Annotated in this window: 19 protein-coding genes and 1 pseudogene; 13 read left to right on the top strand and 7 right to left on the bottom strand. The window is 36.4% G+C overall.

The features are described 5' to 3' along the window. Positions 1–39 precede the first annotated feature (39 nt). Genes COJ96_RS22475 through COJ96_RS22465 form a run of 3 tightly spaced genes read left to right on the top strand, consistent with a single transcriptional unit; the run spans position 40 to position 1,900 of the window. Positions 40–819 carry a 2-keto-4-pentenoate hydratase gene (locus COJ96_RS22475; protein ID WP_098576011.1) on the top strand — a complete coding sequence of 260 codons (780 nt, stop codon included), beginning with the start codon at positions 40–42 and terminating at the stop codon, positions 817–819. A 44-nt stretch (positions 820–863) separates the two neighbouring features. Continuing rightward, positions 864–1,652, top strand: a complete 789-nt coding sequence (locus COJ96_RS22470; RefSeq protein WP_098576010.1) for a 2-keto-4-pentenoate hydratase — start codon at positions 864–866, stop codon at positions 1,650–1,652. Between the two features lie 38 nt (positions 1,653–1,690). Continuing rightward, positions 1,691–1,900 (top strand): 4-oxalocrotonate tautomerase, encoded by a 210-nt coding sequence (locus COJ96_RS22465; RefSeq protein WP_257148613.1) that lies wholly within the window; start codon positions 1,691–1,693, stop codon positions 1,898–1,900. 500 nt (positions 1,901–2,400) lie between these two features. On the opposite strand, the pseudogene COJ96_RS22460 reads toward COJ96_RS22465, so the two are convergent. Beyond that, positions 2,401–2,520: pseudogene (locus tag COJ96_RS22460) on the bottom strand (cell division protein FtsW); the annotation flags it as partial. 40 nt (positions 2,521–2,560) lie between these two features. On the opposite strand from COJ96_RS22460, the gene COJ96_RS28850 reads away from it, so the two are divergent. The 7 genes from COJ96_RS28850 (at position 2,561) to COJ96_RS22430 (ending at position 8,051) form a co-directional block, all read left to right on the top strand. Then, positions 2,561–2,734, top strand: a complete 174-nt coding sequence (locus COJ96_RS28850; protein WP_180230215.1) for a hypothetical protein — start codon at positions 2,561–2,563, stop codon at positions 2,732–2,734. A 659-nt stretch (positions 2,735–3,393) separates the two neighbouring features. Next, positions 3,394–3,645: an SDR family oxidoreductase gene (locus COJ96_RS22455; protein WP_257148598.1), complete on the top strand. Its 252-nt coding sequence runs from the start codon at positions 3,394–3,396 to the stop codon at positions 3,643–3,645. 92 nt (positions 3,646–3,737) lie between these two features. Next, positions 3,738–5,021, top strand: a complete 1,284-nt coding sequence (locus tag COJ96_RS22450) for an aromatic ring-hydroxylating oxygenase subunit alpha (protein WP_098576007.1) — start codon at positions 3,738–3,740, stop codon at positions 5,019–5,021. Beyond that, positions 5,018–5,497 (top strand): aromatic-ring-hydroxylating dioxygenase subunit beta, encoded by a 480-nt coding sequence (locus tag COJ96_RS22445; RefSeq protein ID WP_098576006.1) that lies wholly within the window; start codon positions 5,018–5,020, stop codon positions 5,495–5,497. Before COJ96_RS22450 ends, COJ96_RS22445 begins: the two co-directional genes overlap by 4 nt. A gap of 94 nt (positions 5,498–5,591) precedes the next feature. After that, positions 5,592–6,506, top strand: a complete 915-nt coding sequence (locus COJ96_RS22440) for a VOC family protein (RefSeq protein ID WP_098576005.1) — start codon at positions 5,592–5,594, stop codon at positions 6,504–6,506. A gap of 34 nt (positions 6,507–6,540) precedes the next feature. Continuing rightward, positions 6,541–7,575: an amidohydrolase family protein gene (locus tag COJ96_RS22435; RefSeq protein WP_098576004.1), complete on the top strand. Its 1,035-nt coding sequence runs from the start codon at positions 6,541–6,543 to the stop codon at positions 7,573–7,575. A 188-nt stretch (positions 7,576–7,763) separates the two neighbouring features. Continuing rightward, positions 7,764–8,051 (top strand): DUF2798 domain-containing protein, encoded by a 288-nt coding sequence (locus COJ96_RS22430; protein ID WP_483861186.1) that lies wholly within the window; start codon positions 7,764–7,766, stop codon positions 8,049–8,051. Between the two features lie 218 nt (positions 8,052–8,269). Here the strand turns inward: COJ96_RS22430 and COJ96_RS22425 are convergent, their stop codons facing one another. The 5 genes from COJ96_RS22425 to COJ96_RS22405 all read right to left on the bottom strand — a co-directional run bounded on the left by COJ96_RS22425 (position 8,270) and on the right by COJ96_RS22405 (position 12,288). Then, the gene (locus tag COJ96_RS22425; RefSeq protein ID WP_098576002.1) at positions 8,270–9,163 is read right to left on the bottom strand and encodes a LysR family transcriptional regulator; all 894 of its coding nucleotides are present in this window, start codon (positions 9,161–9,163) and stop codon (positions 8,270–8,272) included. A gap of 637 nt (positions 9,164–9,800) precedes the next feature. Beyond that, entirely contained in the window at positions 9,801–10,427 is a 627-nt protein-coding gene (locus tag COJ96_RS22420; protein ID WP_180230213.1) for a histidine phosphatase family protein, read from the bottom strand. Positions 10,428–10,589: 162 nt separating this feature from the next. Beyond that, the gene (locus tag COJ96_RS29505; protein ID WP_306460610.1) at positions 10,590–10,928 is read right to left on the bottom strand and encodes a CBO0543 family protein; all 339 of its coding nucleotides are present in this window, start codon (positions 10,926–10,928) and stop codon (positions 10,590–10,592) included. Between the two features lie 124 nt (positions 10,929–11,052). Then, the gene (locus tag COJ96_RS22410; RefSeq protein ID WP_257148597.1) at positions 11,053–11,574 is read right to left on the bottom strand and encodes a CBO0543 family protein; all 522 of its coding nucleotides are present in this window, start codon (positions 11,572–11,574) and stop codon (positions 11,053–11,055) included. A 93-nt stretch (positions 11,575–11,667) separates the two neighbouring features. Beyond that, positions 11,668–12,288: a TetR/AcrR family transcriptional regulator gene (locus COJ96_RS22405; RefSeq protein ID WP_098576000.1), complete on the bottom strand. Its 621-nt coding sequence runs from the start codon at positions 12,286–12,288 to the stop codon at positions 11,668–11,670. Between the two features lie 258 nt (positions 12,289–12,546). On the opposite strand from COJ96_RS22405, the gene COJ96_RS22400 reads away from it, so the two are divergent. The 3 genes from COJ96_RS22400 (at position 12,547) to COJ96_RS22390 (ending at position 15,522) form a co-directional block, all read left to right on the top strand. Continuing rightward, positions 12,547–13,200: an HlyD family secretion protein gene (locus COJ96_RS22400; protein WP_098575999.1), complete on the top strand. Its 654-nt coding sequence runs from the start codon at positions 12,547–12,549 to the stop codon at positions 13,198–13,200. Positions 13,201–13,208: 8 nt separating this feature from the next. Next, complete coding sequence (locus tag COJ96_RS22395; RefSeq protein ID WP_098575998.1) at positions 13,209–15,044, top strand: DHA2 family efflux MFS transporter permease subunit; 1,836 nt, start codon at positions 13,209–13,211, stop codon at positions 15,042–15,044. Between the two features lie 79 nt (positions 15,045–15,123). Further along, positions 15,124–15,522 carry a DoxX family protein gene (locus COJ96_RS22390; RefSeq protein ID WP_098575997.1) on the top strand — a complete coding sequence of 133 codons (399 nt, stop codon included), beginning with the start codon at positions 15,124–15,126 and terminating at the stop codon, positions 15,520–15,522. A 110-nt stretch (positions 15,523–15,632) separates the two neighbouring features. On the opposite strand, the gene COJ96_RS22385 is transcribed toward COJ96_RS22390, so the two are convergent. Further along, the gene (locus COJ96_RS22385; protein WP_098575996.1) at positions 15,633–16,130 is read right to left on the bottom strand and encodes an acyl-CoA thioesterase; all 498 of its coding nucleotides are present in this window, start codon (positions 16,128–16,130) and stop codon (positions 15,633–15,635) included. Positions 16,131–16,501 lie beyond the last annotated feature (371 nt).

The following is a 16,501-nucleotide window of genomic DNA, read 5'->3' as shown; positions in this document are numbered from 1 at the left end:
AGTGTCAAAATACATTTATAATAGAAAGGATATATTCAATTGACTAGTAAAATTGAAAAGTTTGCTGCTAAATTATTAGAAGCTGAAAAAAAACGCGTTGGAATTAATCCGCTAACTGTGGTAGATCCAGAAATTACTGTAGATAAGGCATATTATATTCAATTGGAAAATATTAAAAAGAAGCTAGCTGAAGGACAGAAAATTGTTGGCAAAAAAATTGGATTAACCTCTGTTGCCGTACAAAAAATGTTGGGTGTTGATGAGCCTGACTATGGACATCTATTAGACAGCATGGTCGTTGAAAATGGAGGTACTATTTTTTGTGAAAACATGCTTCAGCCGAAAGTAGAAGGTGAAATTGCATTTATTTTAAAGAAAGATTTAAAAGGTCCGAGTGTAACTGTTCTTGATGTGCTACAAGCAACAGATTATGTTGTTCCTGCTTTAGAAATTGTAGATAGTCGGATACAAGATTGGAAAATTAAGCTACCAGACACGGTCGCTGATAATGCTTCATCCGGATTATTTGTATTGGGTGGCAAGCCTACAAAAATTCAAGATATTAATTTGGAATTAATAGGCATGGTACTTTTGCAAAATGGTGAAGTTGCCAATACAGGTGTTGGAGCCGCTGCACTTGGAAATCCGGCAACTTGTGTTGCATGGCTGGCGAATCGTTTAGCAGATTATGATATTACTCTTAAAGCAGGTGAAGTAATCCTTTCGGGTGCACTTTCCGGCATGGTTGTCGTTAATCCGGGCGACAATTTTACAGCAAGATTTGCTCATCTTGGTCAAGTAAGCGTTAACTTTAAATAATTGGCATAAATAGATACTGAATCTGGATCAAAGGAGGAAAAGGTATGGCAAGTGAAATTATTAAACAAATTGCTGATTACTTAGTTGCTGCGGAAGTAGAAAAACGTGAAGTTGTAAAGGTAACTAAGACGTTTAAACCTGATTTAACAGTTGAGGAAGCTTATCAGGCACAGGAACTGCTTGTTCAAAAAAAATTAGACGAGGGCCGAAGAATCATTGGCCCTAAGATGGGATTAACAAGCAAGGCGAAGTGGGAACAAATGGGCGTTACTGAGCCAATTTACGGATATGTGTTTGATTATATGTTGATCGATAACGGTGGTGTTCTTCCATTTTCTGATCTGATCCATCCAAAAGTGGAAGCAGAAATTGCGTTTTTGATTGGCGAAGATATTGAAGGACCTGGAATTACCGGCTCACAAGTGTTAGCTAAAACAGAGTATGTTTTACCTGCACTTGAAATTATTGATAGCCGCTATGAAAATTTTAACTTTACCCACACAGATGTAATTGCTGATAATGCATCTACTTCAAGGGTCGTATTTGGTAACACACTTCGAAAACCAAATGACTTTGAACTTGAATTAGTAGGGGCGACTTTATCCATTAATGGACAAACTAAAGAATTGGGCGCTGGGGCTGCCGTTTTAGGACATCCTGCCAATGCCATTGCAGTATTGGCAAACATGCTCGCCAGAAAAGGAGATAAAATTAAAAAAGGCGAAATCATATTATCGGGAGCCTTAACAAGTGCAATATTGTTAAAAGTTGGCGACGTTGTTTCAGGTAAATTTGATGGCTTGGGCGAAGTAACTTTCTCTGTTGGTAAATAAATCAGCAATTTTAAAACATATTACAATAGGAAAATATAATTTATGAAAGGGGAATTACCATGCCACTTATTCAAGTAAATATTATGGAAGGTAGACCACCTGAAAAAATAAAAGCATTAATTGAAAATATTACTGATACTGTTGTTGAAACATTAGTTGTACCAAAAACTGGCGTTCGAGTATTGGTAAATGAAATGCCAAAAACTCATTGGGGAGTTGCCGGTGTACCGGTTTCTGATAGAAAATAAACGAATAAGCATGAGTCTAGTAACTGTATTCTAGAAAAATGACAAACTATTAGTTGTTTTTATAAAGGTAATTTTTCACAACCTTAGAAATAAAAAATTAAAACTCCCTATATTTTTTGAAAGGGAGTTCAGACTGTCGACAAATTCGAAAATATTCGGGTTTGTCGATAAACCTGAGGTACTGACATCCCCTTAAGGGAGGTTCGCTACACCTCTTCTTGTTATTCACTCATATTGTTGTTATTAGCCATAGTAGAAATAGATTTAAAGGCATACCCATTCATCTTGTTGAATTGGTATTTTTTATATCTGTCTGATTTTATTCGTTACATTAACGAATTTTTTTATCATAATAATCCATTGTTTTCAGGTCAATCTTCCAGGTGCAAACTCATTATAAAAACATTGCAGACATCGGTAAAGGTTTCTTTAAAAGATTTTACAAATAAGAAATAGAACCAAGTGGGAATTGCTTAATTGGTTTCGCACTTAGAGAAAATTTACCCGTAGCTGACAAATGGAAGCGGGACCCCCGCAAGCCGAATGAATCCGGAAATCCCGGCAGGGTGGATAATAACTTGAGTTCCAATCATGCTAGAATCCCCAATTGTCAGCAAATTTCCAAAGGAAGCTTTTCATTTTAATGGAGGAAAATAAGAAATGACAGTATCTGAACTCATTGAAAAACTAGAGAAATTGGATATTCAAGATGCACAGATAGTGCTTAAAGATTTATCAGATGAATATTTAGACATAGGAGAAATTGAAAATATTTTAGGATTCTATTATGTAATTCATCCAGTTTCAACAAATAGGAGCCAGGAGGAAAAGTAACGGGTTCACTTTTCGGAGGGGAGGAAACTTTTTTAGCAGTAAATAACACTGTAATAAACAATATTTTAGTCATTAGAAAAAGGTAACTTAATGAAGTTACCCCCTTAAGTTGGACTAATAATCCTACTTAAGGGGGTTTTTAATATGGTAAAGTTTTCAAGTGATTTTAAACAAATATAAAGATTCTTTTAGTTTATTCCTTTTATAATTTCGAGTTCCCCTTACCTTTTTTTATTATGTCATGACTATTTAAATGTCTTTAAAATTTACTCAGGACAAACGAAATCTATTATTATTCCTTTTAAATCATCTCTTTGCACAGGGGTTAACAGAGTATTCATGATGTTTATATATAAATAAAATCTTGAATTTAGTCAATAAAGGTAAGAATATTTCGATTAGATTTTCACAAAAAAAAGATTTAAAATTAAACCAATTAAGATAATATTCTGAAATTTTAAATGTCAATATGTTCAGATATTATCTGGAAAAATGCATTAAACGCTGTTTACCTAAGCACACTGAGTTATGTTTTGGATGCGATTACATTTAGTTGAGGTATCCGGAATGATGTTAGTTTTTGTGTATTTGATTGTCACGACAAAAAGGAAACAGACCATTTTCTTTACAAACCAAAAAAGAGATTACAAGGAAAAGAGGTGATATTAGCATGTCGAGTCGTAGAGTCAATCACAAGCCTATCTTTTGGAAGGGAGAGTAGCCATGTAACAGGTTCTTCACAAGGAATTGGGAAAGCGGTTGCAATTGGTTTATCACAAGTAGGTGCGACTGTATTGGTTACAGGGACCAATCCGGAAGAAGTGGCGGATGCCGTCGTATTCCTTGCTTCCGATAAGGCGACTTTTATTACGGGCCAAGTGATTAGTGTAAATGACGGAAGCACGATGTAATAAAAATGATTTTAAGGTTTTCTAAAACCTCTTTCAGAACTGACATAGATGATGAGCAGGTTTACAAAAAAACTTATTTAGGGGGAGAGCCAATGAGCAATTATCTTAAGGATGATCAACAGAGGTGTTTATTCAAAGTAAATCGTGAAGTTTTTATTGATCCGGAAATTTTAGAAATCGAACGCAATGAAATTTTTGATAAATGCTGGTTATATATCGGGCATGAATCAGAAGTACCGAATAAAGGCGATTTTCATAGAAGAAAAGTTGGTGGACGAAACCTTTTATTTACCCGCGGCAATGATGGGGTAATAAGGGCATTATATAACTCCTGTCCACACCGGGGTGCGCTCGTATGCCGTGAAGGAAAAGGAAACTCAAAAGTATTCCGCTGCTTCTATCATGCGTGGAGCTTTAATACGCAAGGGGAATTAGTCGGATTACCTGATAAATTTGGTTTCTTGGAAGACCATAACTGCGATGGATCTAAAAATATGCTGGCTGTCAAACGACTTGAAAGTTACCGCGGTTTCGTATTCGTTAACTTTGATGACAACGCTATATCATTAGAGGAATACCTGGCAGGTGCCAAAGAGTATCTCGACTTGGTGGCAGATCAAACAGAAGTTGGAATGGAAGTTTTGCAGGATTCCCAAGAATATAGCGTACGAGCGAACTGGAAATTACTTTGTGAAAATAGTTTTGATTTATACCACGGGGTACCAACCCATAAAACCTATTTTGATATTGTTGCGACCCGCGGCGGAATAATGGAAAAAGACAGCCTTGCAGGGGAAGCACGCGCTCTGGGGAATGGACATGCCGTAATGGAATATTATGCCCCGTGGCCAAGACCAATCGGAAAATGGATTGAAGGTTACGGTGAAGAGGCGAAAGAAATTATCGACAAAAACAATGCTCGCTTAGTAGAAAAATTTGGCGAAGAAAGAGCCCACCGCATTTCGAAAAAGAACCGCAATATTTTAATTTTCCCTAACCTAGTCATCAATGATATCATGGCGATTGCAATCAGAACCTTTTATCCTATTGAACCGGGTTATATGCAAGTAACCGCCTATGCTTTATCTCCTATAAATGAAACAGACGGTTTCAGGGTGGTCCGGAATGACAGCTACTTAGAGTTTTTAGGGCCAGGCGGTTTTGCGACTCCGGATGATAATGAAGCACTTGAACTATGCCAGGAAGGCTTTTTAAATACTAAAAAAGTCGGATGGAATGATATTTCCAAAGGAATGAACAGGGAAATTCCCCAAGCGACGGATGAAGAACAAATGCGTGCATTTTGGCGTGAATGGGATAAACGGATGACAGCAGCGGAAAGCAAAAAAGAAGAAGCTGGGAAGGTGGAAGTATGAACATAACACGTCAGGAAATTGAAGATTTTTTATTCCATGAGGGGGAGCTTCTTGATGAGTTTAAGTTAAAGGAGTGGGCTGCATTATTCTCAAGCAATGGAACGTATGTGATTCCGCCCATCGGAAATCCTGATGCGGATTTTAAAAACTCGCTTTTCTTTGTTCATGATGATCGTGCCCGTTTAGAACAGCGGGCGTTACGATTACTGAAAAGAGAAGCCCATGTAGAATACCCACACTCCACTACTCTTCACAATGTGACGAATGTAAGAATCGTTAATAATGAAGAGGATGCCGTAAAAATCAGATGCAATTTCTCTACCTACCGTACGAAACGTGAAGTACTGGACAATTATGTCGGGGTCAACGAATACATTTTGGTAAAAGAAAATGGAAAATTAAAGATTCAATCCAAGAAAGTCATTCTCAAATTGGACAGTCTCCGCCCGCACGGAAAAGTAAGTATCATTTTATAATATGAAGTCAGATTTTGATTGGGGTTCATACGAATTAACACATTAACGCTGTTAAGCTATGAGGGTCAGATCCTCAAATATAGGAGGTTTTTGAATGATTCGTTATAAAAAGTTGGGATATGTTGTGTTAAGCGTGACTGATCTTAATAAATCGGTAGATTTTTATGAAAATATTGTTGGTATGGAATTTGTTGAACGGGTTCTTGATGCTGCATACCTTCGATGCAGCGGTGACCATCACAATTTAATCCTTGAACAAGGAGAAGAACCTGGGTTAAAAAGAGTAGCATTTGAGCTTGAAAAGGCAGACCAATTTCAAGCAGTGTTTGACCATTTAACGAAACAAGGTGTAAATCCTGTCGAATTAAGCGCAGAGGAGTGCCAAAATTTGGCCCAAGGTAGAACATTGCGTTTTAAAGATCCATATTTAGGCGTAACGTATGAATTTTATGTGCAAATTATGCAAATGGGTACACCATTTGTTCCTAAGAAGGCCAGAATTACGAGACTACTTCATGTCGTTTATGAAACTAATAAATTTGACGAATTATTTGATTTCTTTACGAATGTTTTGAACTTCAATATTTCAGATATCCAAGGAAGGGAAACGGGATGGGCCTGGTTAAGGGCAGCTGGAACTCCATTTCATCATAATTTTGCCCTGACAAAAGGAAAAGAAAATAAATTGAATCACCTTGCTTATCAAGCTCAACGTGTAGATGATGTGGGGATTCAAGTTAATAGATTAAAGGATAACAATGTTCCGATTCTTTTTGGGCCAGGAAAACATCACCCATCGGGTAGCATTTTCCTATATTTTGCGGATCCTGACGGCTTGACGATTGAGTATAGTCAAGGAATGGAAGAATTTCCGGAGGAAAATCCAAGAGAGCCTCGCCGTCTAGAACCAACCATGCATACCCTTGATGAATGGGGAGGAAAACCTAAACCAGGATGGGGAAAAGTTGGTAAATTGATAAAGGAAGACCTGGAAAAAGTTAATCAATAATCAATCAACAATTAACCTTTAAGGAGGCAGCATCGTGTCAAAAGGTGAGAATTTCCGGGTTGACTTTCACACCCATATTATTCCTGAGAATTTTCCTGATTTTGCGGAAAAATATGCGGATGATCGTTTTCCGATTTTAAAGCATACGTGCAGCTGTGGAGCTGAAATTTACAAGGATGGAAAGTCATTCCGAAAAGTCGACGAGAATGCCTGGAATCCTGAAAAGCGCCTCGCTGAAATGGATGCAGAAGGTGTCAATGTCCAAGTTTTATCTCCGATTCCGGTTACGTTTACATATTGGGCAGATGTAGAAAAGTGTTTAGAGCTGTCGAAAGCACAAAATGATTTTATAGCTTCGGTAGTAGCCCAATATCCTGATCGTTTTGTCGGCCTTGGAACGGTACCATTGCAGAATTCGGATTTGGCGATTGCAGAAATGGAAAGAGCAGTTAACGAGCTGGGGCTGATCGGGATTGAAATTGGCAGCAACGCAAATGGAAAAACCCTCGATGATCCAGAGATTCAAAGATTTCTGGAGGCAGCGGCAAAATTGGATGTACCCATTTTAGTTCATCCATGGGCCACGGTCGGAGTAGAGAGAATGCCAAACCATAACTTTATGTATTCGATCGGAATGCCGTCCGAAACAGCTCTTGCGGCAGGAAGCCTAATCTTCAGCGGTATTCTTGATAAATTTCCAAAATTAAAAATCTGCTTTGCCCATGGCGGAGGGTCCCTGCCGTATTTATTACCGCGAATCGACCAAGCCTGGGAAGTATGGCCGCATATTCGCACAACGGAACGGCCACCAAGCTATTATGCGAAGAAACTCTATTACGATACGCTCGTTTACGATCCGTGCAATCTCCAATTTATGCTTGGAAAATTTGGTGCTGATCATATTATCATGGGTACAGATTATCCATTTATGTTGCGGGAAGCACCGCCGGGGAAAATAGTTGAAATGTTGGAAAATGTTTCGGATGTGGAAAAGAAACAAATGCTTGGAGAAAATGCGATTAAGTTTCTAGGATTAAATAGAGAGAGTTTTATTAAAGAATCGGAATAGGCCAAATAAAAGAACATTCCATTTTAATAGGAATGTTCTTTTATCTTGACCTATAGGTTCTATAGATCAGGAAATATCTGTTATTTGTTCTGTTCTTATTTGAAACAATATGTATGAAGGTATTCGAAGATAAAAATGTAGATAAATTAAATGATGAGGAGATGAGTAATAATAAATATTAGTATTAAATAAAAAATATCATTTTTGCACTTTTAATGGCTTGTAGTATGTCCTTTTTTATTTCATTAATATTAGTCTTAATAAATAAGGGTTATGATGGAACATTTTTACATGCATGGTTAAAAACTTGGTCACATGCTTTTATTTGTGCTTTTTTTGGAGCTTACTTTTTTCCGAAAGTAATACAAAAAATAATGAAAAAGATTAATTTTGTAGAAAAACCATTAATAATTGAGAATGATATTTTAGTGATTGAAAAATTGGGGGCTGATCCCATCATCATGGGTACTGACTAGACATTTTTGCTGCGAGAAGCACTACCAGGAAATGTAGTCGTAATGCTAGAAAATGTTTTGGATGAGGAAAAGATAAAAAATGCTTGGAGAAAATGCTATCGAGTTTCTGGGGTTAAATAAAGCAAGTTTTATTAAAGAAACGGTATAGATTTATAACAAAGGACATTTCTGTTTATATGGAATGTCCTTTGTTATTGCTGATGATAGCGTATACATATTTAAATAGTTTTTAAATTTTTTAAAGTAGTTTCAAAAGTATGAAGAAACAGAAGAAGCCTTTCTAATTTTGGAGAATCCTTTTTATATATTCCAGCAACATTATAAGCGAGATCTTTAAATTCAGCAAAAGGGACGGTACATAAATCTTTATTGTGTGTATTTGTGTCATTAGCTAGAATTAGTTCTGGTACGACACTAAAACCCCAGTTATTTTTAATCATCGATAATACCATTTCGAATCCGCCAACTTCAATTCGTTTTAGATTTCTTACTCCGATTAATCTTTCATCAATTTTTCGCCATAAGGCTGTTTCCCTACGATAGCAAATCATCGTATGGTCAATAAGATCGTCTTTGGAAATTTCAGCTTTTCCAACTAATGGATGGTCTTTTCCAACAATAAAAACAAGCTTTTCATGAAAAATATATTCAGATTCCAGATTTGTAAATGGGATTACATCTCTTACCAGCCCTATATCGATTGACCCATCTTCAATCATTTTAGAAACTTCTACAGAGTCCGCTGCATCCACTAGTTCAAACGAAAACTCACTTGTATTGCGCAGCAGTGATAAAACCTCTAAGACAATCGAAACAGAGATAGCAGGTGATAATCCAATGGTAATCATTGGAGTTTTAATACCTTCAATCACCTGTCTTGCTTCTTTTACATAGTTTAATATTTTACGTGCATATGGATACAGGGCAGTTCCTTCCTTAGTCAATAGGATCCTTTTTCCGTCGCGGTAAAATAATTTACAGTCCAGTTCATTTTCTAATTTTTGAATTCTTGCCGTTACCGCAGGCTGTGTTAAATTCAAGTGGTCTGCTGTACGCGAATAATTATTTAACTCAAGAACAGTAATGAAGGTTAAGAGTTGTTCATCATCCATTACATCACTTCCTTTTTTGAAAAAATGAGCTCCTTTTATATTATGATATCAATATAAGCATTCCGGACGCTTGTATTAATGCGCTTTCATTAATTATAGATTTTAATAATGTTAAATTCTAATCAAAAAAATCTTATTTTTACGGCTAAAATTCAAAAAAATTTTTATAATACCGGGCCTTCAATAAAATGTGTATAATCATTCATTAATAAAAATAATGTTTTTGAGATTAGGTCATATACATAGTTTCTAAGATGCGGACAACTTCTTCAGGTGGAATTTTCATATCATTAATGCTCCATTTTCGTACGAAATCAATCGTTCCTCCTGTTGTATAAGTAAATAGTATTCTAATTGAGTCTTATTAGCAGGTGGAAACCGTCTTTTTTGTTCTTCGATAGTTCTTACATACGCAGATTTCAAAATGGTATTTAGCACTTGAGATCCATTTTTTTCGGTATTGGGCCGGAGTCATCTACTAGCTGCATAAAAAGGTCTTTTTTTAAACTGTCCACTTTATGGGTCACAGTTCAGGGGAGACGTCAGAGCCTTTTTTATTGAAATTTTGGGATATTCTTTTGGGAAGAATTTCAAACTATATGGCTGATTAGTACTTATATTAGTTTATCTAAATATCTTATTTTGTATTATCTCTAAAAGAAGTGTCAGCAATCCTGTCTACATAAAATTCACCGTTCAAATAGCTGATTACAGAAACACTGCAATTATCATGGTGAATATAACTGCTCATTTTTGCTAATTGCATTAAATAGTTGCCGATTGTAACCCCGTGTGAAAATACTAGAACATTGCCACCGTCATGTTTATGTTTATGAACAATCTCATTGATAGCAGTGTTTGTCCGTGAAAAAAGCTGTAAGTAGGATTCTCCTTCAGGTGCTGACAGATTTAAATCGCTAATGCTAAATAATGTTTCTAGGATATTCCCATATTGAGCTAGAATTTCCGATTGTAATAGGGATTCCAAAACCCCAAAGTTCATTTCCTTTAGACGTGGATCAGTTATGATGGGGATGTTTTGATGGCCAATGGCATACCTAGCCGTATCTACTACTCTCTGGCTTTCACTTGCGTATACTGCTTTAAATTCGATATCAGATAAACCCATTCCTACAGATTTCGCCTGTTCAATTCCTTTATCCGTAAGAGGTGAATCACAAAATCCTTGTAATCGTTTCTCTACATTAAAAAGGGTCTCTCCATGCCGAACAAAATAAAGCTTCACTTCTTTTTCAGAGGACACGCGTAACCACCTGCTTTGTATTGGATTTAATAGATTGATAAATTGAATTTTACCACACCATTGAAGTAGTTTGTAATTAAATTCACCAAGCATTTCCAATCCAATCAGGAGCTTCTGTGAAATAAGCTCGAAAAATTATTATATTGTTAACACAATAATTAATTAAACTAACCCTTTTTGATACCAAAAAACAAATTTTTTCACTATGTATAAAATAATCATATTACTTAGAATGCCAATATATATATTCCATTTCTTAAATTCGAAAAGAGAACTATACTTTTCAATTAAAAATGTATATGTTGATATTGCTAGAGCAAAGATTAAAAAATGCAAGATTATTCTAATTCTCCCTTTATTTAAAGGATATAACATAATAAATAATACACCGAATGTAGGATAAGTTAGATAATGTAAAGAAAAACTCATCCGTGTGGCATAGTCAAATTCTCTATAAGGAAATTCCACTAATCCAAATAATAATTGAAAATATTGGAATATCCAAGCGATTGCCTGGACAAATACAAATGTTAAATGAGCCGTTCGTTTCCGATTTACTGGTATATATTTAAACAGTAATAGTATTGATATTATCCAAGAGATAATAATATAAGAATTTCTTTGTTCATAAACTTTTTACCTTGATCAATCGTTTTCTAAACCAGAAATAATATTTATGATTAATAAATAAAGAAATCATCACAGTTAATAATGTCCAATACCACTTCCAATCGTGATATTCCACCAAAGTAGTATATTTTTCAAGAAGTACTTCTAATAATGTAAAGAAACCCGCAAAACACAGGTAATATAACAGAGCCTTCAATCTTTTGATTTTATAGGGGTAATATAAGCTGAAAAAAATAGCTACTATTGGAAATATGAAGAATTCAAATGAGAAACTTGTCTTATTGTACTTATTCGCCTGCGGGAGTAATTGTGTAGGATACTCAATCCAGCCCATTTCAACAGCAAATAATCCTGCTGGCCAAGTAATTACTTGAAGAAATAGAAATAATATCCACGCATCTCTCCATTTCTCTCTTGGTACCAATTTTTTTAGCGAAATAATACTTAACAATAAGGAACCTGCCACTATCCATCTTTCCATATTCACCGGAAAAACACCCTTTCTACTTCTTACCATTCCCTCCTTTTACTAACATATTCAAATAAAGAAAAACAGCTCTCCAGTCCATAAGCCGCTAAAACGGGGTTTGAATACTAACCATCTCTAAGTTTATTTAGGATCCTTATAAAAACCTTTTTTAAGTAATTCAATCTCCAACGAAAAGGTTTTTATAACATCTTTAATTTGCATCTCTTTTCCGAATGCATGGGCGAGATTCTGAAACGAAACAGCCATCAGCATTTTAAAGATGTGGTAGAGATCTTCCTCATTCGATATGTTTATATTCTCCGGGTTAATTAAGTGGATAATTTCAAAAAATTTGCTTTTTCTTCTTTCCCCATACATATTCTGAGTAAATGTTTTTTCGAATTTATAATTCATATTTAAAAAGGCATTTTTAAAATATTGTCGATTTTCTGGTTCTTCAAAAATAATAAGAATGCCTTTAAACCAATCCATAATAGACTCAAATAAATCTCCATTGTTCATTTTGATGATTGCGATAAATCGCTCATAATTCCGTTGCGAATGCTCATGTAATAAATAGTAGAATAGATCTTCTAGGTCTTCAAAATATTGATAGAAACTACCCCTGGGTATTCCAGCATCCTTGATCACATTCGAAATGGAAGCCTCATGTAAAGGGGCCCTCGAAAACTCCTTCTTAGCAGCATTCATTAATGATCTTTGTTTTTCGTTTGATAAATTAAAAAAGGTTTGTTTTGGCATGGTCGATCTCCTTTTTTGAAGTGATAACGTGTCATAATAGAATTAAAGGTATGATAATATTCCTATATTTATTTGTCAATATTCCGAATGACAATATGTCATTTTGTTTATTGACGCTCAAAAATAGATTATTTATAATTCATTCTATACGTTATTAAGTAAGGAAAGCAAAGGAAGGGAGAGCGCGGATAACATAATGAATGGAGAACCAAAACCGTACGCTTTAAGCTATTCATCCATTAAGGGAGGAAAAAAGGAATGAGCACTAAAAAATTGCTGTTATTGAACGTTATTATTCTACTTATATTAGTGGGTGGTGGTGTTGGAGGATATGCTTATTATAATGGAGCAGTAAATTATTTATCGACGGATAATGCCCAAATAGCAGGACAACAAGTAACGATTGCTGCTCCGGCCGATGGCAAATTGACCAATTGGGAAGTCAATCTTGGTGATCGTTTTTCAAAGGATTCTAAAGTTGGAGCCATTGCAACAACGGATGAAAAAGGTAAACCTATTGACATGAAAGTGACAATGCCAACAGACGGGACGATCGTTCAGAATAGTGGAGTTCAAAATTCATTTGTGGCTGCAGGAACACCATTAGCGAAAGAATATGATTTTAATAATCTTTGGGTTACAGCAAATATTGAGGAAACCAAAATTGATGAAGTGACAATCGGGCAGGATGTCGATATCTATGTGGATGCCTTTCCAAATAACACGTTAAAAGGAAAAGTGCAGCAAATTGGTTTAGCGACGGCTGGAACATTCTCTTTGTTACCAAGTTCGAATAATACAGGGAACTACACCAAAGTGACTCAAGTAATTCCAGTGAAAATTTCCATTGATGATAATAAAGGTGTAGCCATCGTTCCCGGTATGAACGTAACAGTACGGATTCATAAGTAGGTGATAACATGCTAATTTATATCACTGTTTATGTTGTCTTAGGCCTATTGCTGTTACTCTTAATAAATTTAAGAATATTCAATAAAAAGAGATTAAACAAAGCACAAACAAAAAAGATGAATGAAGAGGTAATCGAGAAGGCCGCTTTCCCTGAGACTTATGAAGAGGAGATTAAGGAAAATATACCTCAGATTGAAATCAAGGACATAACGGCTGAGGAGATTTCCTCGCAGGAAGTGTTGAAAGATTCCGCTCATCTGGAAGCAGAATTGGAAGATGCAGTGGAGGATGTTCAGCCGAAAGAACTATCTGCTTCCGATTCTGAGAAAGATTCAGGAAACGGAAAAGTTCTTGTGGCTTTAATGCTAGGTGCGTTTGTTGCTATTCTGAATCAAACCTTGCTAAATGTAGCGATTCCTCATATTATGAATGATTTGGGGATTTCAGCCAATACCGTACAATGGCTCTCCACAGGATATATGTTAGTAAACGGAATTGCGATTCCTATAACGGCCTATTTAATAGAGAAGTTTGGAACCAGAAAACTGTTCATTAGCGCCATTTTTCTATTTACATTGGGTTCAGTAGTTTGTTCAGTGTCAGCAAACTTTAGTATGCTCATGATTGGAAGGGTCATTCAGGCTTGCGGTGCAGGTATTATTATGCCCCTGTTAATGACTGTGTTTTTTGCCTTATTTCCTCCGGAAAAGCGCGGCAAGGCTATGGGGATTATGGGGATTGTTATGATATTTGCTCCTGCGATTGGTCCGACATTATCCGGTTGGCTCATTGGACATTTTTCATGGCGGTTATTGTTTGATATTGTTATCCCAATCGGTGTGCTTGATTTAATTCTTAGCTTCATGTGGATGAAGGACGTTACTAAAGTCACAAATCCTAAATTTGATTTCTCAGGATTTTTATTTTCAACCCTAGGTTTTGGGTTCTTGTTATACGGATTCAGTGAAGCGGGTAATGATGGCTGGTCCAGTAAAACGGTGGTTATCTCCTTAATCATTGGAATAATTTCTTTAATCTGTTTTGTTTGGCGGGAACTGACGGCAGAAAAGCCAATGCTTGATTTACGGGTCTTTAAATATGATATTTTCGCCTTAACAACCGTTATCAGTATGATTGTTAACATGGCTATGTTTGGCGCAATGATCTTACTTCCGATTTATTTGCAAAACATTCGAGGGTATACAGCTTTACAATCAGGTCTGTTGATGCTTCCGGGTGCCATCGTGATGGGCATAATGTCCCCTATCTCAGGAGCCCTTTTTGATAGAATCGGGGCAAGATGGCTAGCCGTTACTGGATTGGCGATTACTGTACTTACCACATGGGGATTTACCAGCCTGAGTATGACAACCAGTTATGGCCATATTCTGTTTTTATACGTGATGCGGATGTTTGGTATGTCCTTTATCATGATGACCGTCATGACAGAAGGACTGAATCAGTTACCACGTCACCTTGGTGCTCATGGGACGGCTGCCTCGAACACCGCAAGGCAAGTCGCTGGAAGTATAGGGACCGCCTTCCTAGTTACAGTCATGACGACAAGACAAGGATTTCATTATAGTGAGTATGGGGATGCCATCTCAAGTTCCAATTCTTTTATAACCAGCAGTTTATCGCAGCTAGCTCAAGGTTTGTCAGCTTTCACGAACCTGCCGGCTGCAACCGGAAAAGAGCTTTCCACCTATTTAATTTACGGTCAAACCATGCAGCAAGCTACGATTGAAGGGATTAATGATGCCTTTATTGTTGCAACCGGAATCGCATTTGTAGCATTAGTTCTATCGTTCTTCATCAAACGGTCCCGAGTAAATCAACAGTAAAAAGTAGTAAGTTAAATGGAATATTTAGTTGTCCGGCTTTAATAATGTTGGGCTATCGTCTTTGAAAGAAGGGGTAGGAATGATTAATTTAGGGCTCTTGATAATTCGATTGGCTGTTGGAATGACGTTCGCGGGGCATGGATGCCAAAAATTATTCGGCTGGTTTGGCGGTCCAGGTGTAGTTAAATTTGGTGAATATTTAGGGTCGATCGGAATCAAGACAGGCGGCAAGACATGGGCAATTTTAGCAGGAATATTTGAATTGGCTGGCGGACTGCTGTTTTCAGCGGGACTGTTCACCTGGCTGGGTGCAATACTTATCACAATCGTTATGATTGACGCCATCTTCACCGTCCATGGCAGGAATGGCTTTTGGCTGACTGAAGGCGGTTATGAATATAACTTTATTTTGATCGCTGTAGTCCTCGGGGTGGCGCTCATTGGACCAGGTGAGTATGTTTTAATTTATAAGGCATAGTTCAAACGGATAGTTCTGCTAGTTTTATTTGCGCAAATAATGGCCTTCATCCCATGATGAAGGCCATTTCCTTGCTTTTGCTCGAATTTTTCATAGAAATCGAACTTCTATTAGTGTGTTAAGAATGCAGCTAATGCTTTGCTCTTTTGTTTTCGTTCCTTGCGCATTATTGCTCGGTCCGGTGCAGATTCATGCAATTTTTTTTCTTCTTCAGTTTCAGGAATGACCTGTGGAACATGTGCTGGACGTTTATGCTGATCAAGTGCAACAAACGTTAATAGAGCAGTAGCTGCAATTCTACGCTCACCACTTTTTAAATCTTCAGCAATAATCTTTACAAAAACCTCCATGGATGATGTACCTGTCCATGTCACATAGGATTCAAAACAAACCGAATCTGATGTATGAATAGGACATAAAAAGTCTACTGAATCGGTTGAGGCTGTTACACATTCTGTGCGACTATGACGAGCTGCGGAAATGGACGCTACCTGGTCCACGTCACTCATTAATCGTCCGCCAAATAATGTATTGTGATTGTTTACGTCATTTGGGAATACACGACTTGTTCGTATAACTCTTGACTCTTTACAAAATTTTGCTTCCATTTAATTCTCCCCCTACTTATCCAAACAGATAGAACTATATTGCAAACGCTCCGAGAATTTTTTCGCTCCCATAATTTTATTAAAAACTTCAGATGCTTTACGGATAAGGATAATATAATTATCTGAATAATTAAAATTGAAAAAAATTATACTTACTTATAAGAAAATTAGATATGGGAAAAAAAGGGATACTTTTTACACCTTTAGTCAGTGCTTTTTTCGGATGGCACTTTTAGGAGAGAATCTTCATTTGAATTTACTAAATATAATCATCTTTTTCCAATAACCTGTGCAAACTTGAATTTTCATGTAGAATAATTTTTGTATAGAATACGTAAGGAGTATATTAAAGTGGAATGGTAGAAAAGCTT

The organism is Bacillus sp. AFS073361 (genome assembly GCF_002567005.1).
In the GTDB taxonomy this organism is placed as follows: domain Bacteria; phylum Bacillota; class Bacilli; order Bacillales; family Cytobacillaceae; genus Neobacillus.
Note: the sequence above shows the minus strand (reverse complement) of the source record. Positions and strands in the feature narration are given on the sequence as shown.